Source organism: Domibacillus indicus (assembly GCF_023715895.1).
GTDB classification, from domain to species: Bacteria; Bacillota; Bacilli; order Bacillales; family Domibacillaceae; genus Domibacillus; species Domibacillus indicus_A.
Window position 1 is genome coordinate 30,425 of sequence record NZ_JAMBOO010000009.1, and the last position, 23,188, is coordinate 53,612.

The 23,188-nt window shown below is 45.3% G+C and carries 24 protein-coding genes; 7 read left to right on the top strand and 17 right to left on the bottom strand.

The window, feature by feature from the left end; translation table 11 throughout:
- Positions 1-70: 70 nt before the first annotated feature.
- The 5 genes from M3221_RS14285 to melA all read right to left on the bottom strand — a co-directional run bounded on the left by M3221_RS14285 (position 71) and on the right by melA (position 5,687).
- Positions 71-901: a carbohydrate ABC transporter permease gene (locus M3221_RS14285; protein ID WP_251272423.1), complete on the bottom strand. Its 831-nt coding sequence runs from the start codon at positions 899-901 to the stop codon at positions 71-73.
- Positions 901-1,797, bottom strand: coding sequence for a carbohydrate ABC transporter permease (locus M3221_RS14290; RefSeq protein ID WP_375164547.1), 897 nt, complete (start codon positions 1,795-1,797; stop codon positions 901-903). Before M3221_RS14290 ends, M3221_RS14285 begins: the two co-directional genes overlap by 1 nt.
- 102 nt (positions 1,798-1,899) lie before the next feature.
- The gene (locus M3221_RS14295) at positions 1,900-3,162 is read right to left on the bottom strand and encodes an ABC transporter substrate-binding protein (RefSeq protein WP_251272425.1); all 1,263 of its coding nucleotides are present in this window, start codon (positions 3,160-3,162) and stop codon (positions 1,900-1,902) included.
- 30 nt (positions 3,163-3,192) lie between these two features.
- Positions 3,193-4,260 carry a LacI family DNA-binding transcriptional regulator gene (locus M3221_RS14300; RefSeq protein WP_251272426.1) on the bottom strand — a complete coding sequence of 356 codons (1,068 nt, stop codon included), beginning with the start codon at positions 4,258-4,260 and terminating at the stop codon, positions 3,193-3,195.
- 101 nt (positions 4,261-4,361) lie between these two features.
- Positions 4,362-5,687 (bottom strand): alpha-glucosidase/alpha-galactosidase, encoded by a 1,326-nt coding sequence (melA, locus tag M3221_RS14305; protein ID WP_251272427.1) that lies wholly within the window; start codon positions 5,685-5,687, stop codon positions 4,362-4,364.
- Positions 5,688-5,816: 129 nt separating this feature from the next.
- Here melA and M3221_RS14310 point away from each other — a divergent pair, with 129 nt between their 5' ends.
- Complete coding sequence (locus M3221_RS14310) at positions 5,817-6,710, top strand: AraC family transcriptional regulator (protein WP_251272428.1); 894 nt, start codon at positions 5,817-5,819, stop codon at positions 6,708-6,710.
- Between the two features lie 36 nt (positions 6,711-6,746).
- Here M3221_RS14310 and M3221_RS14315 read toward each other — a convergent pair whose 3' ends face one another.
- Positions 6,747-9,404, bottom strand: a complete 2,658-nt coding sequence (locus M3221_RS14315; protein ID WP_251272429.1) for an MMPL family transporter — start codon at positions 9,402-9,404, stop codon at positions 6,747-6,749.
- Positions 9,401-9,853, bottom strand: coding sequence for a MarR family winged helix-turn-helix transcriptional regulator (locus tag M3221_RS14320; protein WP_251272430.1), 453 nt, complete (start codon positions 9,851-9,853; stop codon positions 9,401-9,403). The genes M3221_RS14315 and M3221_RS14320 overlap by 4 nt, the downstream gene beginning before the upstream one ends.
- Before the next feature lie 95 nt (positions 9,854-9,948).
- On the opposite strand from M3221_RS14320, the gene M3221_RS14325 reads away from it, so the two are divergent.
- Together M3221_RS14325 and M3221_RS14330 are read left to right on the top strand one after the other, a co-directional pair.
- Complete coding sequence (locus M3221_RS14325) at positions 9,949-10,539, top strand: uridine kinase family protein (protein WP_251272431.1); 591 nt, start codon at positions 9,949-9,951, stop codon at positions 10,537-10,539.
- A gap of 53 nt (positions 10,540-10,592) precedes the next feature.
- Positions 10,593-11,384 carry a TIGR00266 family protein gene (locus M3221_RS14330; protein ID WP_251272432.1) on the top strand — a complete coding sequence of 264 codons (792 nt, stop codon included), beginning with the start codon at positions 10,593-10,595 and terminating at the stop codon, positions 11,382-11,384.
- A gap of 56 nt (positions 11,385-11,440) precedes the next feature.
- Here the strand turns inward: M3221_RS14330 and M3221_RS14335 are convergent, their stop codons facing one another.
- Complete coding sequence (locus tag M3221_RS14335; RefSeq protein WP_251272433.1) at positions 11,441-12,835, bottom strand: M28 family peptidase; 1,395 nt, start codon at positions 12,833-12,835, stop codon at positions 11,441-11,443.
- Between the two features lie 375 nt (positions 12,836-13,210).
- Here M3221_RS14335 and M3221_RS14340 point away from each other — a divergent pair, with 375 nt between their 5' ends.
- Positions 13,211-14,167: an L-lactate dehydrogenase gene (locus M3221_RS14340; RefSeq protein WP_251272434.1), complete on the top strand. Its 957-nt coding sequence runs from the start codon at positions 13,211-13,213 to the stop codon at positions 14,165-14,167.
- A gap of 21 nt (positions 14,168-14,188) precedes the next feature.
- Here the strand turns inward: M3221_RS14340 and M3221_RS14345 are convergent, their stop codons facing one another.
- From M3221_RS14345 to M3221_RS14365, 5 genes are read right to left on the bottom strand one after another with little or no spacing between them, the layout of a single operon-like run.
- The gene (locus M3221_RS14345; RefSeq protein ID WP_251272435.1) at positions 14,189-14,929 is read right to left on the bottom strand and encodes an STAS domain-containing protein; all 741 of its coding nucleotides are present in this window, start codon (positions 14,927-14,929) and stop codon (positions 14,189-14,191) included.
- Entirely contained in the window at positions 14,916-15,566 is a 651-nt protein-coding gene (locus tag M3221_RS14350; RefSeq protein WP_251272436.1) for a cobalamin B12-binding domain-containing protein, read from the bottom strand. The genes M3221_RS14345 and M3221_RS14350 overlap by 14 nt, the downstream gene beginning before the upstream one ends.
- On the bottom strand, positions 15,563-15,922 hold the full coding sequence (locus M3221_RS14355; RefSeq protein WP_251272437.1) for a hypothetical protein: 360 nt from the start codon (positions 15,920-15,922) through the stop codon (positions 15,563-15,565). Before M3221_RS14355 ends, M3221_RS14350 begins: the two co-directional genes overlap by 4 nt.
- Positions 15,919-16,227 carry an antibiotic biosynthesis monooxygenase family protein gene (locus tag M3221_RS14360; RefSeq protein ID WP_251272438.1) on the bottom strand — a complete coding sequence of 103 codons (309 nt, stop codon included), beginning with the start codon at positions 16,225-16,227 and terminating at the stop codon, positions 15,919-15,921. The genes M3221_RS14355 and M3221_RS14360 overlap by 4 nt, the downstream gene beginning before the upstream one ends.
- The gene (locus tag M3221_RS14365; protein ID WP_242237172.1) at positions 16,224-16,415 is read right to left on the bottom strand and encodes a YwbE family protein; all 192 of its coding nucleotides are present in this window, start codon (positions 16,413-16,415) and stop codon (positions 16,224-16,226) included. The genes M3221_RS14360 and M3221_RS14365 overlap by 4 nt, the downstream gene beginning before the upstream one ends.
- A gap of 419 nt (positions 16,416-16,834) precedes the next feature.
- Between M3221_RS14365 and M3221_RS14370 the strand changes: the two genes are divergently transcribed.
- Both M3221_RS14370 and M3221_RS14375 read left to right on the top strand, forming a co-directional pair.
- Positions 16,835-17,107, top strand: a complete 273-nt coding sequence (locus tag M3221_RS14370; protein ID WP_251272439.1) for an acylphosphatase — start codon at positions 16,835-16,837, stop codon at positions 17,105-17,107.
- 101 nt (positions 17,108-17,208) lie between these two features.
- Positions 17,209-18,300, top strand: a complete 1,092-nt coding sequence (locus M3221_RS14375; RefSeq protein ID WP_251272440.1) for a TDT family transporter — start codon at positions 17,209-17,211, stop codon at positions 18,298-18,300.
- 14 nt (positions 18,301-18,314) lie between these two features.
- Here M3221_RS14375 and M3221_RS14380 read toward each other — a convergent pair whose 3' ends face one another.
- Both M3221_RS14380 and M3221_RS14385 read right to left on the bottom strand, forming a co-directional pair.
- Positions 18,315-18,704 carry a sporulation protein gene (locus M3221_RS14380; protein ID WP_251272441.1) on the bottom strand — a complete coding sequence of 130 codons (390 nt, stop codon included), beginning with the start codon at positions 18,702-18,704 and terminating at the stop codon, positions 18,315-18,317.
- A gap of 271 nt (positions 18,705-18,975) precedes the next feature.
- The gene (locus M3221_RS14385; protein ID WP_251272442.1) at positions 18,976-20,301 is read right to left on the bottom strand and encodes an NAD-dependent malic enzyme; all 1,326 of its coding nucleotides are present in this window, start codon (positions 20,299-20,301) and stop codon (positions 18,976-18,978) included.
- Between the two features lie 385 nt (positions 20,302-20,686).
- Between M3221_RS14385 and M3221_RS14390 the strand changes: the two genes are divergently transcribed.
- A complete protein-coding gene (locus tag M3221_RS14390; RefSeq protein ID WP_251272443.1) occupies positions 20,687-21,793 on the top strand; it encodes a CAP domain-containing protein in 1,107 nt (368 codons plus the stop codon).
- Positions 21,794-21,928: 135 nt separating this feature from the next.
- Here the strand turns inward: M3221_RS14390 and M3221_RS14395 are convergent, their stop codons facing one another.
- Positions 21,929-22,129: a cold-shock protein gene (locus M3221_RS14395; protein WP_050183275.1), complete on the bottom strand. Its 201-nt coding sequence runs from the start codon at positions 22,127-22,129 to the stop codon at positions 21,929-21,931.
- Positions 22,130-22,528: 399 nt separating this feature from the next.
- A complete protein-coding gene (locus M3221_RS14400; protein WP_251272444.1) occupies positions 22,529-23,155 on the bottom strand; it encodes an FMN-dependent NADH-azoreductase in 627 nt (208 codons plus the stop codon).
- Positions 23,156-23,188: the final 33 nt, after the last annotated feature.

Sequence of the window (23,188 nt, forward strand, 5' to 3'; positions counted from 1 at the left end):
CGGCTCTTTTTTAAAAGCGAAAGACTTTTTCTACACACTAAACGGCCTTCTCATAAGAAGGCCGTTTGTATTATCCTTTTACACTGCCTGCTGCAAGTCCTTCAATAAAGAAACGCTGCAGGAACAAGAACACAATCACCATTGGCAGCGAAGCCATAAGGGCGGCGGCGGCTACTAAATTCAACTGGCTTGAGTTTTGTCCGAAGAAACCAGCCAGGGCTACCGTTAAGGTCTGCACGCTCGAATCCTGCAGGAAGAAAATCGCAAATTGATAGTCGTTCCAAATATAAACGGAGGAAATGATTAACACCGTCGCTGTAATGGGCTTTAAAAGCGGGAATACAACCCTGAAAAAAACACCAAGTGTACTCGCTCCGTCGATTCGCGCTGCTTCTTCCAATTCTTTCGGAATCGTCGAACGGATAAAGCCGGCATAAAGGAAAATCGTCAGCGGCATAAAAGCTGCCACGTTATTTAAGATCGCAACAAGGTGGGTGTTCATCAAGCCGACATCGACAACAAGCCGGTACAGGGGTACAAGTGCTGTTAGCGGTGGAATTACCATCACTCCAACAAACAGCATGTACACATATTTATTCAGCTTTGTTGTCCGGCGTGCCAATGCATACGCCGCCATTGAGCCAAAAAAGATCAATAAAACGGCTGAGCAAATAGTAATAATCGCCGTGTTGATAAACGCGTTGCCGAGATTTGCCTGCTCCCAGGCAAGCGCAAAATTTTCAGTATCAAAGGAAGTGGGAAACGCCCATTTTGACGTAAAATCCCCCACTTTTTTCAGCGATGTGGTGATCAGTATATAAAACGGGACGAGGTGAAAAAGCGTAATGACAAGAGCGAGCCCGGTCAGCAGCCATTTTGTTCTTGAAGATATGTGTTCCATTATGCTTCAACCTCTTTTCGTTTAAAGTAGATGAGCGCCGCCATGCTGATGACTAAAATAATAACCGCCATTAAAACCCCCTGGGTCGCCGCATAGCCTGCATCCTGGCGTGAAAAATAAAGATTGTACATAAAAGTAGACATCGACTGGGAAGCATTCCCCGGTCCGCCATTTGTCAAAGCGACGATTACATCAAACAGCTTTAATCCGCCAATAATATTCAGTACCATATTAATAGTAATAGACGGCATAAGAAGCGGAATCGTAATGTTTTTAAACTTTTGCCAGCCAGTTGCTCCGTCGATGTTCGCTGCTTCGTAATAATCTTTTGAAATGCTTTGCAGTCCTGCCAAATAGATAATCATGGCAATACCGACGAATTGGAAAGTGTTCACAAAAACAATAATATACGGGTTTACAGCGGGGTTGCCGAGCGCGTTAATCGGCTCTTTTCCAAATAGAAGGAAAATATCATTTAATGCTCCTCCTTGAAACGCAAAGAAGAAATACCAGATGTAGCCCATAATAAGCGGGCTGATAATAACAGGCAGATAAATAACCGTTCTTGTGAAAGAGCGTACTTTTAAATTGTGATTGAGCAATAAAGCGTAACCCAGCCCGACAATGTTTTGTAAAATCGTACTGCCTATGCCGTACAGCAATGTGTTTTTTACAACAAGCCATGTGTCAGGGTCGGCGAACATACGCTTATATTGATCAAGCCCAATGTAATCGTACGTTTGCGAGAATCCGTTCCAGTTGGTAAAGGAAATACGGATTCCATCTATAAACGGATATACAATAAACAAAACAACGATTAGGACACTGGGCAGATACATCCACCAAAGAGACGATTCCCGGCGGCTTCTTTTCAACTTGGCGCTTTTTGTTTTCATGCTTGTTTTTTCGGGTGCTTTCGTCAGTGCGGCCATTTTTATCCATCTCCTTTACGAGCCGGTCGGCCAGAGAAGCAGCTGCCTGCCTCCCTGTTCCAGCCCTTATTCTGCTCTTAGACGCTTGTATTCCTGTTCCATTTTCCCAGATACCTGCTTCGGATTCATTGTTCCAGCGATCAGTTCCTGTCCAGTTGCTCCCATTGGATCCCACATGCCACTTGGCAGATAGACACGGTCGAAGTACGGCTGAATTTGCGTGCCTTCGTACTGTTTATAAAACTCGGCAAAATAGTTGTCTGCATCTACGTTTGTCAGCGCGTCTGGAAGAGAGGTGCCTTCTGCCAGCTTTTTAGCCACTTCCGGCTGAGCGAGATATTCGATAAATTGCTTGGCTTCTTCTTTGTGTTCGGAATTTTTTGAAACTGCAAGAGTAAACCGTTCGCCGCCAATCCAGCTTGGTGAGTCGCCTTCATGAATGGCTGGCACCGGAATTGTCCCAACTTGAACTTCTGGATTTAATTGGGATACTTCACGCCCGACTGATCCATTCAACATTGTGAACGCAATTTTGTTTTGCGCCATCAGTTCAGGTCCTTGTGTAACTTGAGCGGTCAGTACGTCTTTGTTCAATAAGCCCTTATCGTTCATTTCTTTTAGCTTTTCAGGGAGATACGTATAGTTGGACCAGTCAAATGATCCGTCGAGCAATGCTTCACCATGGCTGTTTTCTTTATCTGTAATGAGAAGAGTTGTGGCGAATTCATCAAAGTACTGTCCGAACTGGCTTTTCTCAGAGCCACCGAGCCAGAATGGTACGACTTCTCCTTTACTTTTCTTTTTCACTTCTTCAAGCGCCGCCATCAATTCATCGAACGTTTTCGGCGGCTCGATTCCATACTTGTCCAACAGCGTTTTATTGTAAGACATTCCATCCAATGCCTGGTTGATCGGATACGCGTGGAGCTTTCCTTTATCATCGGTCAGGATCGGCTTCATCGCTTCATCGAGGTTTTTCGCCCAATCCATATCACTTAAATCTTCTGTATATTCCCCGTACCGGCTTTTCGCCCAGCCGTGCGTGTCAAAAAGATCTGGCATGTCATCTGCAGCCATTTTAACGCGTGCCAAATCTTCATAGCCGTCACCTGGGTAGGTATCTTCAATATCAATTTCCGGATGCTTTTTTTCAAAGTCTGCAACGACTTCTTTAAAAATAGCCTGATCCGCTTTTGATGTTGCTCCTGACATCATTGTCAGTTTGACTTGATCTCCATTTTCACCGCTCTCTGCACTGTCCTTGCCGCAAGCCGACAATGCCATCATGGCGGATAAAGAAAGAACAGATAATGTGACTCGTTTTTTCATGGAATTCCCTCCGATTTTTATTGAATATTATTATCGTTCCTGCTGGCGCAGTGCTCCGCAGCTTTCACGGACAACCAGCCCTGTTGGCACCATAATTTTAATGGGCATTTCCCGGCCATCCAGCCGGTCAAGCATTGTTCGGACACCGAGCCGCCCCATTTCTTCGGTCGGTATTTTAACGGTGGTCAATGGCGGAGATGTGAATTGAGCCATTTTGATATCGTTGAAGCTGACAATCGCGACATCATCCGGCACCCGAATACCGTCTTCATGAAGCGCCCTCATCGCACCAATGGCCATCGAATCACTGGCAATGAAAAAAGCGTCCGGCACGTTTCCCTGCCCAATGGCTTCTTTCATCAAATCGTAGCCGGATTGAATGGAATACTCTTTAACAAATAGCAGGCTTGGGTCATACAAGCCACGCTCCTTCATTTTGCTTTCATAAATCGTTTTCCTCGCATCGGGCGTATAAATTTTTTTTAATGACTGCTCCTGTTCGACGGAAATTCGTTCTGTGCCGCCAATATAGCCAATTCGTTTATATCCTTGCGCCGCCAGGTGGTCCATTGCCTGGCTGGCAGCTTTTTCATAATCAAAAATAATCGAATCGTATTGATCTTCGTAGGTATGCTGATTAATGAGCACTATATTGCGGTTGTATTCGCGAATCGTTTGCAAAATCAGATAGTCGATCCGGCCGACGACAAGCAGACCGTCAAGTTCAGCCAGCTCCTCTCTTGCTTTTACCATATGCTGAAGGCGGATCAGCTTTAATGAGCTGATTCCCCGGACTGCACATTCTTTTTCGATACCTTCACGGATAGACAGCCAGTAGGGGTCACTCGCTTCCTCCTCTTGTGTTTGCACCAGTACCATACCGAGGTTAAACGTTTCGTTTTTAGTTCCTTCTTGTTTCTGTACCTGGCTTTGCAGCCGTCTGCTTTTAACCGTCCGGTAATTCAGCTCTTTTGCTGTGTCAAAAATCTTTTGTTTTGTTTCCGGAGAAGCGGAAAGTGTTTCGTCGTGATTCAACACTCTCGATACGGTTGAAGGAGATACATTTATCCGTTTAGCAATATCTTTGATTGTTACCATGCGGCATCCCTCACTGATCGTTTAGTAAATTTTACTCTTCAAAACGATCATATCACGGATGACAAGCGCTTACAAAATGTTTTTTGAAAAATCAGACAGTTTTACTGTCTGATCGGCTGTTTAGATAATTGGTATTCCGGCAGCATGTCGCCATGTGCTTCAATTAAGTCATCACACAAGCTGATAATGTCGTCCATCGACAGCTCTGCTGCTGTGTGCGGGTCAAGCATGGCTGCCTGATAAATCTTTTCTGTCGATTTTGTAATCGCTGCTTCAATCGTTAACAGCTGCGTATTAATGTTAGAGCGGTTCAGCGCCGCCAGCTGTTCAGGCAGTTCACCCATATAAGCCGGAGTAATACCGTTTCGATTGGCGATACACGGCACTTCTACTACCGCTTTTTCCGGAAGGTTTGAAATAAGTCCGCCCGTATTTAACACATTTCCTCCAAATACAAATGGCTCGTTCGTTTCCATCGCTTCAATAATACGCGAGCCATATTCGTGAGAGCGTTCATGGGTTAAGTTTTGGTCATTCATCAGCTCTTCTTTTGTTTTCAGCCAGTTTTCGATCTGTTCTTCGCAGCGGCGTGGATACTCATCAAGCGGGATATTGAAGCGGTCAATCAACTCTGGATACTTTTCTTTAATAAAGAACGGATGATATTCAGCGTTATGTTCAGAAGATTCTGTCACATAAAAGCCGAATTTATCCATAAGCTCATACCGCACCATGTCATGATGCTTCGTTTGCTGCTTTTCTTTTGCTCTTCTTTTAATTTCCGGGTACAAATCTTTGCCATTGGATTTAATTTCAAGAAGCCATGCCATATGGTTAATGCCGGCGATGCGCTCTTCAATATTTTCATGCGGGATGCCGAGATCTTTCAGCAGGTCTTTTGTGCATACCTGCACGCTGTGGCAAAGCCCAACCATTTTTACATTTGTGTAGCGGGAAACAGCACCTGTTAATGTAGCCATCGGATTGGTGTAGTTTAGAAGCCATGCATCCGGGCATACCTCTTCCATATCTTTTGCAATATCAAGCATAACCGGGATGGTGCGCAGCGCCCGGAACAAGCCGCCAATACCAATGGTGTCCGCGATCGTCTGGCGCAAGCCATATTTTTTCGGGATTTCAAAATCAATGACCGTACTTGGCTTATAGCCTCCAACTTGAATAGCGTTGATTACATATTTGGCATCTTTCAGCGCTTCCTTCCGGTCTGTGTACGTGTTGATCGTAACACTGGACTTCAGCGTATTCTTCAGTGCCTTAAGCAACACTTCCGACTCTGACAGGCGATTTTCATCAATATCGAACAGTGCAAATTCAAAGTCCTGAAGTGCCGGGGACATCATGCAGTCACCTAACACATTTTTCGTAAAAATTGTGCTTCCTGCGCCAATAAACGTAATTTTTTTCATTTGCCCGCCTCCATTAAAAGTTCATGTTGAAATTTTAGTAAATTTTAATTAATGTATTTCTTATACCAAATAATATAACGCTTTCATTTTTCGAACAATGGTAAATAAAATCGGAAAAGGGGTAATATATTGTTCTCACTCCCAGATGATCCTCACCATAGTTTTGTTTATCACCATTCAAAGGAACCTTTAACAGATTCAGCCCGCATTGCTTCGATCGGCTTTGAAAAACGCACCTCCACCGATTACTATTGGGACGGGCGCATGCGGCCGAACGACCATAATACGTTTATTTTTCAATATACCGTAAAGGGCTGGGGAGAAATCCAGATCGGAGACCGGACAATGGAGGTCCGGCCGGGGCAAGCCTTTATCTTAGAGGTTCCAAGTGACCATTGTTACTACCTGCCGGCGGAAAGTCCAGAATGGGAGTTTCTCTTTATTACACTGGAAGGGACGAAAGTAAAAGAATGCTGGACTCAGTTAACAAACGAGCTCGGCCCGATTATTCAGCTCGAAGACGCCTCTCCACTTGTTTTTTTGCTGCAGAAAATCTATCAATTTGCCCTGAAAGAAGGTATTGAAGACACGTTTACGTCTTCTGCCCGTGCGTACGATTTTATTATGGGACTATACCGGTTTGCCAAAGGACTGGACCAGCCAAAAGCAAGCGTTCCGGATGACATTCGGACGGCCCTGCAATTTATGGCCTCCCATTACGACCAGCCGCTGTCTCTTGATGAGATTGCCCATCATGCGGGGCTTTCCAAGTATTACTTTACAAACAAGTTTCATAAATATATGAACACAACACCCATTCAGCACTTGGCTAAAGTCCGCATGCAAAAAGCGATGGAGCTATTAACGACCACAAACAAAACCATTCATGAAATCGCTCTTCAAACCGGCTATGACAATGCGAACTATTTCAGCAAGGTATTTAAGAAAATGATCGGCATGTCTGCTGACAGCTTCCGCCGTGACAAAAAAATGACAGACTTTCAGCACGTTATTATTGATTAAGCCAAAAAGCTGCTCCGCCATAGCGGAGCAGCTTTTTTATTTTCGCTTGAATGGCCACCAGACTCCCTGGTTAAAGGAGACGGTCACCGCCGGAATGAGCAGCGGCAGAACAATGAGTCCATACAGGAGAAGTCCTGTAATCACGATTGTCGCGATTTGAACTAGGCTGAGCACACCAGACGGCATCATCGCGCCAAAGGTGCCGGCCAAAATAATCGCTGCCGTAATAATCACAGTGCCCATTTTAGCCATGGACACAGACATCGCCTGCTGAACGCTGACACCATCCCGCGCTTCTTCCCGGAAACGGTCAAGGAGGAAAATCGAATAGTCAATACCGAGCGCCACCAGCATCACAAATCCGAAAAACGGAACGGCCCAGCTGACGCCGTCATAGCCAAGCCCATTTACAAAAATTAATTCTGCTGCAGCAACGGATGTATAATATGTTAAAAGCAGCGAACCGATCATGTAAAGCGGCATAATAACCGAACGGAACAGCAGCGTCAGAACAATAAACAAACTGGCAAGCATAATGATTACTGTACGGCTGAAATCGTTCGATGAAATATCTTTTAAATCACTATTTACACTGGAAATGCCGCTGTAAGCAAATGTTGCTCCCTCAAACGGGGTGTCAATGGATGCCCGTTTCACAGCCCGCTTCACTTCCTCTGTGCTGTCAATCGCTTGAGGAGAATACGGGTCTTCAGACAGCACTACTTCCAGTTTAATCGTTTTTTCGTCATTTAATGTATAGCGGTCGAGCACATCTTTAAATTCTTTTCTTTCCAATGTACCATCAGGAATATAGATACCGGTATCGTGGACACTTTTCGATTGGCTCATAGACCGGGTCGTCTGAGCGGCTTTTGTAAGACCTTGTGCAATCTCTGTCAGCCCATCGTTTGCATCCCCTACTCCAGAGGCAAGCTGGGATAGTCCTCCGCCAAGTTGGCCGACCTGACCGGCAGTTCCTTCAAGTTCTCCTGCCGCTGCATTGATTCCCTGGCCGATTTTGCCAAGCTGCTGCTGCACAGCTCCAAGCTGGGCAGCTGCCTGCTCTGCATTGCCTGACTGCTCAATGCCGGCAGAAATACGGCCGATCTGTTCGTTGACCTGCCCGATGCCCGATGCTGCCTGCTGCAGCCCTTCTGCACCAGAAGCAGCTTCACTTCCGGATGGAATCTGTCCCTCTGCCTGTGTTAACCCGTTTTGAATATCCGCAAGGCCATCCTGCACTTGCAGCAGGCCGTCTCTCGCATCCACAAGACCATCTGTCAGTGTGCCCAGCTGGTTATCTACATATAGCTCATCAAGTGCTTCACCCGTTGGCCGGGTAAGGGTCCGCACCGACTTTACACCATCGACTTTTAAAATATCTTTACTGATGGATTCAAGATACGGAACCGTTTCTTCAGTTGCCATATCTTCTTTCCCGCTTATGAGCACGGTAACTGGAAGTGAATCGCCGCTGCCAAACCCTTCCGCAATCGCATCCAGTCCTTTCACAGATTCATAGTTACTGCCAATCTCATCTACCGTGTTAAATGAAAGCTTGCCGTCATAGGTAAACAGAAGCGGTACGGTAATAACGGCAACAACAAGCATAGAAAGAAGCGGACGGCGAACAGATAATTTGCTGAACCAGGCCCAAAGCTTGCTGTCGTTATGGGAAGCAGACTTCTTCGACGGCCAAAACAGCTTTTCTCTTAAAACAGCCATAAAAAACGGCACAAGGGTAAACAGCACAACAATAAGCACGGCAATCCCCACGGCAACGCCGACTGCTGACTTGAAAATCGGGAAATCCGCAAAGCCGATCGCCGAAAAGCCGATAAAAACAGCAATGCCGCTGACCAAAAGCGTACGTCCGGCTGTTTTGTACGTATTCACGATTGAGTCTTCAACCGAATGACCTGCCTGCAGCTCTTCTTTGTACCGGCTGAGCAGCAAAATGCAGTAATCTGTTCCAATTCCGAACAGCACCGCGACAAGAAAAATCTGAGTGTAGTTTGAAACAGGAAACCCAAACCAGTCGATGAAAAATGCCACAAGTGACTGGCTGAGCAGGTACGTAAAGCCGACAGCCGCAAGCGGAATAAGCGGTGTGACAATCGACCGGAAAACAGCTAAAAGCAGAACGAAAATCAACCCAACTGTAATGAGCTCAGTCCGCTTAAGCCCTTCCTGCGAGCTTTTATTGACATCATTATTGATGATGGCTTCGCCCGTTACATATGCAGTCAGATCATCCGGCAGTACTTCCGCGCGGATCTCATCGGCCAGACGATTAATCTCATCCTGCGTTCCATCCACTGTAACTGGCACAAGAACGGTTTTTTGATCCTTTGATACAAGCTGCTTTTTTATTTCTTCACTTTCAAACGGATCCATTACATCTGTAATCGGACCGTCCATTTTCTCAAGGGATGCTACACTTTCGGTAATGGACTGCTGTGCCTGTTCCGTAAGCGGCTGATCCAGCTGGAAAACAAGCGAAATGGTTTCTTCTCCAGCTCCTGCCTGCTCAAGCAGGTCGGCTGCCCGCTGTGAATCTGCGTCACCTGGCAGCTGGAATGACCCCGCCTGTTCGGCCTGCTTGGATAAATTAGGCGCCAGTAAAAACAGGGCTGCTGTTAAAACGAGCAGGCTGACAAAAATCGGCCAGCGCCATTGAATGATCCTTCTCATCTATGATCCTCACCTATCTTTATAATTTCTTTTAGCTTGCGGAACATATTCACAAACTGCTCCACTTCCTGTTCATCAATATGACTGGATAGGAGCGAAGAAATAAAGTCTGAAACACATTCTCTCGTTTTTCGAATAAATTCCCGGCCTTCCTCGGTCAGCTCTACCCATTTTGTCCGCTGATCGCTTTCTGATCTCACCATTTGGATCAGTCCTTTTTCCTCCAGCTTTTTCATGCGATTGGAAATAGCACTTTTATGCACCCCCTGCATCACCGCCAGGCTGCCTGATGTAATGGGCCCATGCTTTTCGATAATTTTCATCATTTGAATTTGTTCCGGTGAAAATTCATGCACAATCGGATCGTCAATCGACTTAAGGATTCGCTCGGTTCCGTAAACGATCACTTCCTCAAACAATTCCACCGCTTCACGCAGCTGTTTCTCCATATTGTTTACCCCCTAAACTTCTTACATTTAGTTTAGAAGGTAAACGGTTTTCCGTCAAGAGATAAGGTATAATTTCTAGGGGGAGGGGTTTTTTTATGGATATCAATGGATTAACCGCTTTATTTAGCAAGAAAGAACAGCACACCTATCTGGTTGCGATTGATGGCGGAGGCGGTGCTGGAAAAAGCACGCTCGCCCGCGCCTTACAGCAATCACTTGGCAGCGGAGCCGTAATTGTTCATGCGGATGATTTTTATGCGCTGTCGAGCAGGCGAAGCAGCGAAATTGGAGGCGGCTGGGATTTAAAGCGGCTCGAAGAACAGGTGTTAAAACCGCTCAGTCAAAACAAGCCGGCCCGGTATGAACGATATGACTGGGAAACGGACCAGCTTGCAGAAGCACACGATGTGCCGGCAGGCGGATTTGTGATTGTAGAAGGCTGCTATACAATGGTTCAGCCTCTTCTGCCTTACTATCACTTTAAAATATGGGTGGAAAGCCCGGAAGAACTTCGGCTCGAGCGTGGGATTGAGCGGGACGGCGAGGAAAAACGGCATCTTTGGGAGGAGTTGTGGATGCCGGCAGAGAAAGTGTATATGCGTGAACAAAACCCCGCTGGCTCCGCAGACGTTGTGGTCAGTGGAACAGGCGGAGACGATCTTACAATTCTTTCTGCCCTGAACTGAAACTTTTCACACGAACAAATCGTACATTTAGCTGATCATAAGGAGGATAAATCATGAACAATCACGAAATTGACTTTCAATTATTTGGCGATGATATGCAGTTTGTACAGGTGGAGCTTGATCCGCAGGAAACGGTTATCGCTGAAGCCGGCAGTTTGATGATGATGGATGATGGCATTCGAATGGAGACCATTTTTGGCGATGGCTCCTCAAACCGCGGCGGCTTGATGGGCAAGCTGCTCGGTGCAGGGAAACGTATGCTGACAGGCGAAAGCTTGTTTATGACGACCTTTACCAATGAAGGCAGCGGCAAAAAACATGTTTCATTCGCTTCACCGTATCCCGGAAAAATCGTTCCAATGGATTTAAGTGAACATCAAGGCAAGATTATCTGCCAAAAAGATGCGTTTCTGGCAGCAGCAAAAGGCGTATCAGTCGGCATTGAATTGCAGCGCAAGCTCGGCACCGGTTTTTTCGGTGGTGAAGGCTTTATTATGCAGAAGCTCGAAGGCGACGGTATGGCATTTGTTCATGCCGGCGGAACGATTTATGAAAAAACCCTTGCTCCGGGCGAATTGATTCGTTTAGATACGGGCTGCCTGGTCGCTATGACTGGTGATGTTGATTACAACATCGAAGCAGTTAGCGGCGTAAAAACAGCCCTGTTTGGCGGTGAAGGCTTGTTCCTTGCGACGCTTCGGGGACCTGGGACGGTATGGGTACAGTCTCTTCCATTCAGCCGCTTGGCCAGCCGTGTTTTTGCGGCAATGCCGCAAAACGGCGGATCAAAGGGGGAGGGCGGACTGTCCGGACTGTTTGATTTTATCGGCGGCGACGGCGACTGATCTATACTAAAAGCCGGTGTTCCGAATCGGGAACACCGGCTTTTTTGCTTTACGTCTTACTGAATGTCTTCGTTATGGTATAAATGAGGAACTTTTACTTTACTCGCTTTCTTCACTTTGATCCCCTGATTATCAAAACGAGCTTTTTCATAAATGGCCGTTCCAACAATTTCACCCACGTCCTGAAGCTTTTCTTTACTAATTTTATCAATTGTATCATCCGGTGTATGGTACCAAGGCTCCGCTGGATCGTGAATAAACAGAGCAGCAGGAACCCCCGCTTCCGCGAATGGAACATGATCGCTGCGGCCGCCTTCAAGATAAGGGATTGCTTCTCCATTCAAGCGCGTGCTCGATGCCTGTGCCAGCTCAGTTACCAGATTGGGTTCACCATCCGCTGTCATCATCACCAGATCACCGGCATCTCTGCTTCCGACCATGTCTAAATTAAAATTCGCGATCATGCGCGACACCTCTTCTTCCGGCAGCCCGTCTACATAGTACTCGGAACCAAGCAGCCCGACTTCTTCTGCTCCGAATGTAATAAAGCGAAGCTCCGTATCGGTTGGAATATCTTTAAACAACCGAGCGAGCTCCAGCGTCATGGCCGACCCGGACGCATCATCGTTTGCACCGGGAGCGCCCGGTACAGAATCATGGTGAGCACCAACGACGATAATGTCATTCGTTGCTTTGGTTTGATTTGCTGGCTTTTTCACCGCGATCACATTATGCGAGGTTTTTTCGTCAACGCTTGCTCCTTCAACGGTCAGGGAAGCCGTCAGTGTTTCCGCTGCTGCTTTCGCAGCAAGCGCTTCTCCTTCGGCTTTTGTTAAAGAAACAGCCGGAACGTATGCATCATTCGCTTCTCCTAATGTTCCATTTAGGGCACCATCCGTATTGTTATAGATAATCACGCCGGCAGCGCCTTTTTCGGCTGCATTAAGCACTTTTTCGGCAAAACTAATTTCTCCGCGCTGAATAAGAGCGATTTTTCCCGTCAAATCCAATTCCGCAAGCTCTTCTTTTTTACCAAGACCGGCCACCGCCAGCTCTCCTGTGATGCCGCCGCTCACTGTGTATGTAAAAGCAGCTGGTGTAAATGTTTCATCAGAGCCTTCGATGGAGAGAAAAATAGATTCAGGCTCCGTGTAACTTAAAAACGTAAAAGACTGAATCTCTGTTTCATAACCGTAGGATTGAAATTGAGATTGAATGTATTGAACTGCTTTTTCTTCTGATTCCGTTCCAGCAATACGAGGTTCTTTCGATAAATAATCAATGTTTTGATACACATTTTCCACGTTAAAATGTTGAACAATCTTATGATCCAAAACATTTACCGGCTGCTGCGCATAAACAGGTTCTACCTGGACTGCTGCAGCTTGAAAGCTAAATGCACCGGCTGTAATGGCAGCGGCTATTGTCAGCTTTAAAACAGGTTTTTTCATCTTGCGAACCTCCCTCTGAAAATTACTATTATTTTAAAATAATCACATTTTTTCTGAAAAGAGGAATTATTCTCATTATTTACATATAGTTCCATAGATTACAAGTTTTTGTTAAAAAAGAAAGAGGATTTCGAACGGAAATCGCTTCTTTTTATTCAGCTTGCTTGTATCTATTCCCCCATGTCTTTTTCATTGTTTTATTTAGCCTTAACTAGGGGGATAATGTAAAAAGTGTGTCTAAATGTAAACGTACACTGTCACAATCTTTAAAAAACGGGATTGAAATTTGAATTTCGGCGTTTTATAATAAGTTTGTGAATAAATTCACATTAATAATTCAATGCCCTTACTTATCAAATAGAGGAGTGTTTTAGGATGATCGAAATCAGAGGCAACAAAGTCGTTCTTATTGGTACAGGTGCAGTAGGATCAAGCTATGCGTTTTCCATGTTAAACCAGGGTGTATGCGATGAGCTTGTCCTGATTGATTTAAATGAACAAAAATCAATGGGCGATGTAATGGATTTGAACCATGGTGTCCTCTATGCTCCTACTTCTACAAAAGTAAGCTTTGGTAAATATACAGACTGCGTAGACGCAGCTCTCGTCGTGATCTGCGCAGGCGCTAACCAGAAACCCGGTGAAACACGCCTTGAACTGGTTGAAAAAAACATGGCGATTTTTAAAAATATTGTTGGTGAAGTAATGGCTTCCGGCTTTGATGGCATTTTTCTGATTGCTACAAATCCAGTGGATATTTTAACGTATGCGACGTGGAAATTTTCCGGCCTGCCAAAAGAGCGTGTCATCGGCTCTGGTACAATCTTAGATACGGCCCGCTTCCGTTACCTGCTTGGCGAAAACTTCGGTGTTGCGCCGCACAGCGTCCATGCATCTATTATTGGCGAGCATGGTGATACCGAAGTAGCAGTTTGGAGCAGCGCCAACATTGCTGGGATTCCACTGAAAGACTACCTCGCGCGGGATGAGCATGAAAACCCGGAAGAAAAAATGAAGGAAATTGCCGTACAGGTTCGGGATGCGGCGTATGAAATTATTGAAGCAAAAGGCTCTACTTACTACGGAATTGCAATGGGGCTTACTCGTATTTCCCGGGCAATCCTGCAAAATCAGGACGTCGTGCTGACTGTCTCTGCTCTTCTCGAAGGAGAGTTTGGCCATCATGATGTTTATATCGGCGTACCGGCTGTCATTAACCGCTATGGTGTCCGGGATGTAGTGGAGATTCCACTTAGTGAACGTGAAAAAGAGTTATTTGATCATAGCGTGCAAACATTGAAAAAAGTTCAGGAGCCATTTTGGAAAGAATAATGCACGAAAAAAGCGAAAGCCTTATTTCTCCGACAGGCTTTCGCTTTCTATTTGAATGGAGCTGGCATAAACAAGGCCGCTGTGCCGATGTTTTTTTAAAAACGGCGCGTGGGCAGGTTTCACTCCTACAATTCGAATGTTCGCATCAAGTAAGAGCAGAATGTCAACGAGCTGGTTAAACTGCTCAATACCGGACAGTGTAATCAAATCCACTGCTGTAAAATCGATGTACAGGTACTCATAATTCCCGTCGTAAAAACATTGTGATAATACATCTTTTGTGTGCTCCATCAGGGCGGTGTCCAGATCGCCAAACATTGGAATGAGTGCCGTCGTGCTGCTCAGCGCAATGAGCGGAGCAGAGCGCTTCTTCATTTTAATGAGCGCGGCTTCGGCTTCTTCTTTTTTTTCAAGAAGCTGAAAATCGGCTTCAGCAAGCCTCATCTGCTGCTGGTGCACCATTTTCTCCAAACGGGCGAGCCGGCGGTCAAGCCCGACACACTGCAGATACCCTTCATGCTCGTCCCATTGAACGGACACTGAAAAAGCTTCGGGCTTTAACCCAACAGTTAACAGAGCCAGTTCAATCGTTGTTGATTGTTCTTGCAGTTTTGCTAATTTCCGCTGGCTTCCTTCATCTACGATCGATTCCAAATTCTGCTGATTCCCGAATCGGCATTGTGCCGAGTCGGAACATTCAAGAACATTCAGCTTTCGATCTACTCGAAAAGTCGGCAGCGGCATAGACTTAAGATGCCCCACTTGCTTTCCCCTCGCTTTGATCATTCATCCAGTCAGTTAACTTTTTATAATCCGTTATAAAAAGCGTGTTCGGCGTGCAATAAAGTGATAAATCATACATGGATAAAAGACGGCTTCCCACAATGATTTTCGGGCGGAACGGCAAGGACTCCAATGCTTCTGCATACGATTTCAAGACCGGTACATGATACAGAATCGTGACGGATAAACAAATCACGTCCGGCTTCCACTTTTCTGCAGCAGAAACGGCGTGTTCAAGTGGTAAATTCGCCCCCATCATCCGCGTTTTCCAGCCGTTTTCTTCAAACAGCAGCGATGCCATCCGCATGCCGAGCGTGTGCTGCTCTTCTTCTACACATAAAAACATCACTTTACGGCTGGACGTTTTTCGTTTCGCTTGTGCATGAAAACGGGAAATCATAAAATCACACGTAGCCGTTGCTAAGTGTTCATCTGCCACGGAGATATCATCCTGTTCCCACAGAGACCCAATATGCTGCATCGCCCCACCGACGATAGACTGGTAAATATCGACCGACGTCCACCCTTTTTCGCGAAGATCACATAAAAAAGCAAAGCTTGCATCCACATCGCCATCAAGCAGCAGATGGGCTAGTTTCGCTGCTTCTGTGTTCATTTCGCTTCCCTTCTTTCAATATCGGCTATCGCCTCTGTCAACACCGTGCGGTAAAATACCGCCTCGTCTGAACGCTCCTCTTCCAAAACATGATAGATTCGTTCAAAATTATCGATCACATGCGCCGCTTTCATTCCACGTGAAACGAGCAGATTCGTTAACCAATTGGCATAGTCAATGAAAAACTGTCCATTTTGAAGCGTAAAAGCCGTTTTTAAATGGTGAAAATGGTGATGATTGTCTTCGCGGCATTTTACTTTCCCATACTCACCAAATCGTTCCTCAAGCTCTGGATAATCACGGTACATTCCATTCATAATTACATCAATACACTGGTCAATCCGGCTTTGATTCATGTAGCCACCACACGATACTTTTGCACTTTCGGGACAATCGAGGCGAGCTCCTGATCCGGGTAATTCTTTTCTAGATCGTGCACTTTTTGAAAAGCTTCGCTTGTTACCCATTTCATATAAGCCTCTTTTGATTCCCAGACGAGCTGAACGGTTAATTCAGATGGGCGCTTTTCATTTTGAAGCAGCCCGAAAGATATGAAGCCTTCATACTCGTCCACAAGCTTGGACCGGTTTTGATAAATAGAAATGGTTTCATCAATCTTATCCGGCGGCACGTTGACAATGGAATGAACAATATAGCTCATAAAATATCACACACTCGTCCGACCTGCCCATCTTCAAGACGGACTTTAATGCCGTGCGGATGAAAACTGGATTTTGTTAAAATGTCTTTGACCGTACCGCTTGTTTTATTGCCCGTCCGCTGGTCCTTCTTTAAAATGATGTTGACCTTCAAGCCGGGTTTAATCTCACTCCTGTTTTGTCCGTTCATCACTCATACCCCTCTTTGTTCCAGTTATTAGTACTAGTATAAAGGTTTTTGTTTCAATAATCGAAGAAAAACGGCTCAAACCTCCAGAAACAAAGAAAAGAGACAGGTTATACCTGTCTCGAAGTGTAGACAAAGTTAGAAAGCAGGCAAGCGGCTTTTCAGGAAGCATCACTTTTTAAAAAGGGCCTATAGGGAAGTCGCCCGCCGCCTTATCATCTTCTATCCAACCAGCCGCACTCCTTGCGTGCAAAAGAAATAAAGGGATATGCTGACAAACGATTTTACTTGCTTGCTGTCTGGCAGTTTGTTTACCTGTTTGCCCAAAACGGGTATTATAATAATCGCCAAAGTAACAGAACATCATTGTTTTTGAATAGGGTTTTTATTGGATAAATGAACGTGCAAAAAGGGGGATTTATATGAAACAGGCTCGTCATTTAACGGCTTCTGGAAAAGTACAGGGAGTTGGTTTTCGCTATTTTGCCCAAATGACTGCTGCCGATCATGGTGTTTCCGGCTGGGTGAAAAATCTTGATAATGGCACAGTCGCTGTTCATGCAGAGGGTTCCCCGGCAGAGCTGGACGCCTTTATGGCAGATTTAAAAAAAGGAAACCCCTTTGCAAAAGTTCATCATATTGAAGAGGAACGTGTACCGCTAGAGTCTCTTACTTCCTTTCGAATCAAGTATTGACACTCTTTTTTTCCGTTGCTATGATTAAACAAGTATTTTTGGTACTTGTTTTCCTAAAAACCCAGTAAACAGATCGAAAAAGGAAAAAGGAGACTGTTGTTATGTATCGGTTGTTCTTTGGACTGCTTTTATTTTTGCTTCTTTTAATTATTAAATCTCCCTTGTTTCGGGGAACCCGTATAGATGCGTCCTATGGTGCGATGATTATGGCCATTGGCATTTTCTCAATCGGGGTTTTCCCCCAGCTTCCTATTCCGCTCGTACTGCCTTCCTATTTGATTGATGTAGTGCTTTTTTTTATTTGGCTGTTTTTAATTTTTTCCTTTATGAAAGCAGCACTGAGGGGTGTTTTTCGAAAGCGGTATTTAACCCATCCCGTCCAGAGCTTTGCCGTTGGCACATGGGTAGCCGCTACATCGATTTTATGTCTTGTTTTATTTCATCAATTCCCTTTTTTACAGCCGGTTATTTTCACTGTTGCCCTCTTGAATACAGGACTTTGGGCGTTTTATATGGTGCTCTGTCTGAAAAGTTACAAGGTGATCCTTTCCGCTAAGTATTATACACGGATTCACGGCATCGTTTTTTTATCGACAGTGAGTACACAATCACTTGTGATACTATTTAATACTCTTTTTCAAACACCGGTTTTGCAGTTACTCAGCCGATTTGTGATTGCCGGCGGATTGTTCCTTTATTTTTTAAATCTCGTTCTTGTTATAATCCGCTTTCAGCGTTTTCGACGGGGAGATATTCTCAATGGCTGGAAAAATACGAATTGTATCATACACGGGGCCATGTCTATTTCAGGTATAGCAGCGATTGTTTCAGGAGCTTTTACACGTGAAGTTATACTCGTGATGTGGATATGGGCGGCTTTATTATTTTTCATTATTGAAAGCATTGAGTTATGGCGTATGGCTGCCCGTCTTCAAGCTTATTCTCTTCATGAAGCGATTGGCCGCTACCATGTTTCCCAATGGGCACGTAATTTTACATTCGGCACATTTTACATGTTTACTATACATATTGATTTTACCCATGCACCTGCCCCGTTTGTGACGGTACAGCAGCTGATCGTTCAATCCGGCATTCCCGTTCTTATTCTGCTTCTTCTGGCGGAATGTATGCTGTTTTTCAAAGATTCACTTCCGTGGTCAGAAAGCCGGGATCACGTAAAACAGCGCGCCTAGTTGGACGCGCTGTTTTACACGACAATTTTGATCCAATCCTGATCGACGCTTTCTGCGCCCTGGTCAAATGTCAGCTTCGTTTTAAATCGATAGGATTCATCACGGCCCGGAACCGGCAGGACTTCTGGCAGCCGGAATGTAAACGGCACTTTGTTTAATTCTTCCGCAGCAATGGTGCGGCTCGATAGAATCGTGCGGCTTTCAATCGTTTTGCTTGTTTCATCCGCATGGTTTTCCAGCATCAAATCACAATCGATCCGGTTGATCCGCTGTTCAATCGTTCCTCCTTGAATTAAAAAGTAGGCTTCAATTTGTTCTCCAGGTCTGTACGTCTGCTTCGGCAGAACGAGGTCAATTTGAGCTGAGCCAATCCCCAGCAGTGACATATATTTTCGCAGCATCATAATCATGTTCCTCCACCCTTTTGTTTGGAATTAGTATGGACAAATAAAATAGAAAAAAACCCTTACCGATGCCAGTAAAGGTTTTTTTTTCATAAAAAGAGACCTTTACCGGCTGGGTAAAGGTCTCGCTAACAGCTTATTGCTGCCGGAAAAGCCGAGAGTCAAGACTCTGAAATGACGACCAATCCGCTAAAGCTACTCCCCTTTAGGAGTTTTCGTTCGATTGTATAGTCATATCATACTTGATTTCGTTTACCTTGTCCATTACTGGTTACTTCACCGCAATTTTCTCCGCAGCCGCTGCTTGTTCCACCACTGCTGCTACGCGTTCATGAACGGTCCGATCTAATGGATGCGGAACAAGATCGCCCGGTTTTGTGCAGGATGCGATGGCTTCCGCCGCTGCTACGAGCATCGGGTGCGTGACATCATTTGCTCTTGCATTCAATACGCCTCTGAAAATACCCGGGAACCCTAGTACGTTGTTGACAGAGCGTCCGTCTGCCGCGTAAGCCGCTCCGGCTTCAAGCGCTTCTGTCGGCGCAATTTCCGGATTCGGGTTTGAAAGCGCCAGAATAATCTGCCCCTGCTGCACCCATTCTTTTTTAATCAGCCCCTGCACACCTGTTGTCGCAATGACAATGTCGCACTGGCCCATGAGTTCGCCAAGGTCGTTAACCGGTGTGCCGCCATACTGCTCGAGCCGCTGCTTCGCTTCTTCTGACAGGTCTGCACCGTACACCGATTTTACGCCGTACGCCATCAGCATGCGGCAGATCGCAAGACCGGCTGCACCGAGCCCGATCTGGCCGACTGTGGCTTCTTTCAAGTCTACGCCGGCACTTTTGCAGGCAGAGATGACCGCTGCCAGTGTCACAACCGCTGTGCCGTGCTGGTCATCATGCATAACCGGAATATCGAGTTCCGCTTTCAGCCGCTCTTCTACTTCAAAGCAGTGCGGTGAGCCGATATCTTCCAGCAGGATACCGCTGAAGCCAGGTGCGATATGCTTCACTGTTTCGACAATTTCATCCGGGTTTTTCGTATCGAGCAGGATCGGAATCGCGTTAATATCCACTAATTGATCAAACAGCGCCGCTTTCCCTTCCATCACCGGCATGCCGGCAACCGGGCCGATATCACCCAGTCCTAAAATGGCCGTTCCATCTGTGACAACGGCCACACTGTTGCCGATGTTCGTATAGATTTTTGCTTTTTCCGGCTCTGCCTGAATCACTTTGCACACATCCGCAACCCCTGGTGTGTACACGCGGCTCAAGTCTGCAAGTGTCTGGATCGGCACCCGGCTTTTCATCTGTACTTTGCCGCCTTCGTGGGCACGAAGCACCTCGTCCGATACCGCCTGCACGCGGAATCCTTCCAGTTCGTTGATGCTTTCAATAATGCCTGCAAGCTGATCTTCCTGTTCAATCTGCACGGTGATGTTCCGCTGCGTGTAAGCCGGGCCTACTTTAATCGTTTCTACTTCCCCGATATCACCGCCACGCAGCCCGATAGCCGTTGCTACTTTTCCAAGGCTGCCCGGAACGGATGGAATTTCGATCATTAACGTACGAATTAACTTATTGTATGCCATGCTTGTTGTACCTCCATTAAAATAAAAAACTTCCTTTCTCTATCATAGCGCTTTCAATCTAATTTTTCTGCATAAAAAACTTAAAAAATTATGTGAATTTATTCACATGTAAATCTATATCTCTTTCTTCTGATGATTTTTGCCCGTTATGTATAATGATTCTTCCAATGGAAAAACTATATTAATAAAAATGAGCTTATTTTCTGCCTTATGGTTTTCCTTGAATGTACTCTATCGATATCAAAGGTGCGAATCCATCTGTTAAACTGCTTAAAAGAAGCCGGGTCCGTTTTAGGCCACACGCTCTTCCTGCTCAGCTGCTGCCGCTTTGCGTGAAAAATAAGCATATTTCCGTTAAAATAAAGAAAGAACGGAGTGTGAATGATTGAAAAAATTATTATCTGTTGTGTTGCTGCTTGTTGTGGCTTTTAATACACGGCCGCTGTGGGAAGAATATGCTGAGCCGTATGTGAATTTGGCTTTTATGGACGTGATCAGCGACGAGCTGGAGGACATAAGAGAAAGTTCTGCTGTAACTGGTACTGTAGATAGAGTGACAAGTGAAGTAAAAAGCCTCGTGGGCATAGCGCCAAAAACTGTAGAGAGAGCTGAACAGCCGGCGCTGGCTGCTCCGGAATCCCAGACGTTTTCCGTTTACAATATTCAAATTGGGGACAGCCGTTCAAAGGTGGAGCAGGAAGTCGGGGCACCGAAACGCCATTCCCAAAATGAGTATGGAACCGAATGGTATGCTTATCACGAAAATTATCAAAACTTTTTGATGGTGTCCTATGACGAAGAAAACCGCGTAAACGGGCTTTATACGAACCACAACTTGATTTCCTCGAAAAATGGTATTGCCTTGAATATACCTCAGGAAAACGTCCGTGAAAAGCTTGGCGAACCAATGGATAAAATGCGTAAAGGGCTGACGTATTATATTTTAAATGAAACAAATGAACATGATTACTACCATATGGACGACAGCTACGTAACCATTTTTTATGATGTACACGAACAGGATACCGTTACAGCCATTCTTATTTTAGATGAAGATCTAGAAGCAGAAAAAAAGGGCATGTATGGTGAAAACAGTGCGGCACTGCGTAAAGGGTTTGAATACCAGCTGTTTGATGTGACGAACGCCGCCCGGGTTGTGCACGGACTGCCGGTACTCACATGGGATGATCCGGTCAGTGGCACCGCACGGGAGCACAGCCAGGATATGGCCCAGCACGTGTATTTTGATCATACAAACCTTGAAGGCCAGTCACCATTTGACCGGATGGAAGAAGACCGCATTCACTTTACAACAGCCGGTGAAAACCTTGCTTATGGGCAATTCAGCAGTATTTTTGCTCACGAGGGCTTAATGAACTCCGCCGGCCATCGAAAAAACATTTTAAATGGTGATTTCCACTACTTAGGAGTAGGAGTTGCGCTAAACGGCGAAAACCAGCCTTACTTCACGGAAAACTTTTTTAATAACTAAGCCTGATCCGTTTATGCGGCAGGCTTTTTTTATGGAACGCTTCTTTTGCTCGTCATGGAACAGGAACTTTCGCTCAAGCGAGCAAACAAAAAAGGCAGCCTCAAAGAGGCTGCCTTTTTATGATGTTATATAAAATTATGCTTTTTGTACGTTAGTTGCTTGAGGACCACGTTGTCCTTGTTCAACTTCGAATGTTACTTCTTGACCTTCGTCAAGAGTTTTGTAGCCTTCGCCTTGAATTGCTGAGAAATGAACGAATACGTCGTCTCCAGCTTCGCGCTCGATGAAGCCGAAACCTTTTTCTGCGTTAAACCATTTTACTTTACCTTGTTCCATGTTATGTTGCCTCCCGTTGTGCATCTGCACAATATAATACTATTCCTGCTCAAAGCAATATCAAGACAATAAGCTTTTACAGCACTTGTACCTCTCGAACAAAAATAATTCTCATTTATCATAACAGCTTTTCAAAAAATAAGCAAGCGATTCGAAAAGAAAATGTTTTCATTTCCTTTTTACGGAAAAAGATTTTCCCCATAGGCGTGTGTACCGAGGAGGCTCCCGCACTGCTCTAAGATGCGCGAAGTCCGGCTGTCTTCCCCTATCAATTCTTTTTAAGAAGCGATATTTCCCGAAAAGTCCCCTGCCCGTTTCGGCGTTGAAAACTTTCATGAAAAAGACTGTCGACTTTGTCGACAGTCTCAGCTGTTCCTTTAATAGGAACAGCTTCATGAATTAAAATGTCCGCGCCGCTTCTGCTGCGAGCTTGATGCCGTCTGCAATGATTTCTGCTGAACGGTCCGGGAATTGATTATGTCCTTCAATAACAATAGTCTGCACATCTTCTACGCCCCAGAAAGCCATAATGGTCTGTACATATTTTGCAGACATTTCAACGTCTGCCGCTGGACCTTCTGAGTAAACACCGCCGCGTGCATTCAAAAGCATTACTTTTTTATCTTTTAATAGACCGACTGGGCCTTCCGCCGTATATTTAAACGTCTGCCCCGCCTGGCCAAGGTAATCAAGGTATGTGTGAAGCACAGCTGGAATCGTGAAGTTCCAAAGAGGGAAAGCGAAAACCACCTTGTCTGCTTTCAAAAATTGATTCAAGTATTTTGTAACAAGTTCTGTTGCTGCTTTTTCACCTTCTGTTAATTCCATTCCACGTGCTAATTTGAACATGCCGTTAATTTTATCGTTGTCGTAGTACGGAAGGTTTTCTGCAAAAAGATCTAATTCTGTGATCGTATCCGCCGGGTGCTCAGCGCGGTACGCCTCTAGAAATGCATTATATAGCTGCACGCTCACTGCTTGGTCCGCTGGGCGTGAATTGGCTTTTACAAATAAAACGTTTGTCATTTTTGTTTCCTCCAGTTATTTTGTTACTTTTAA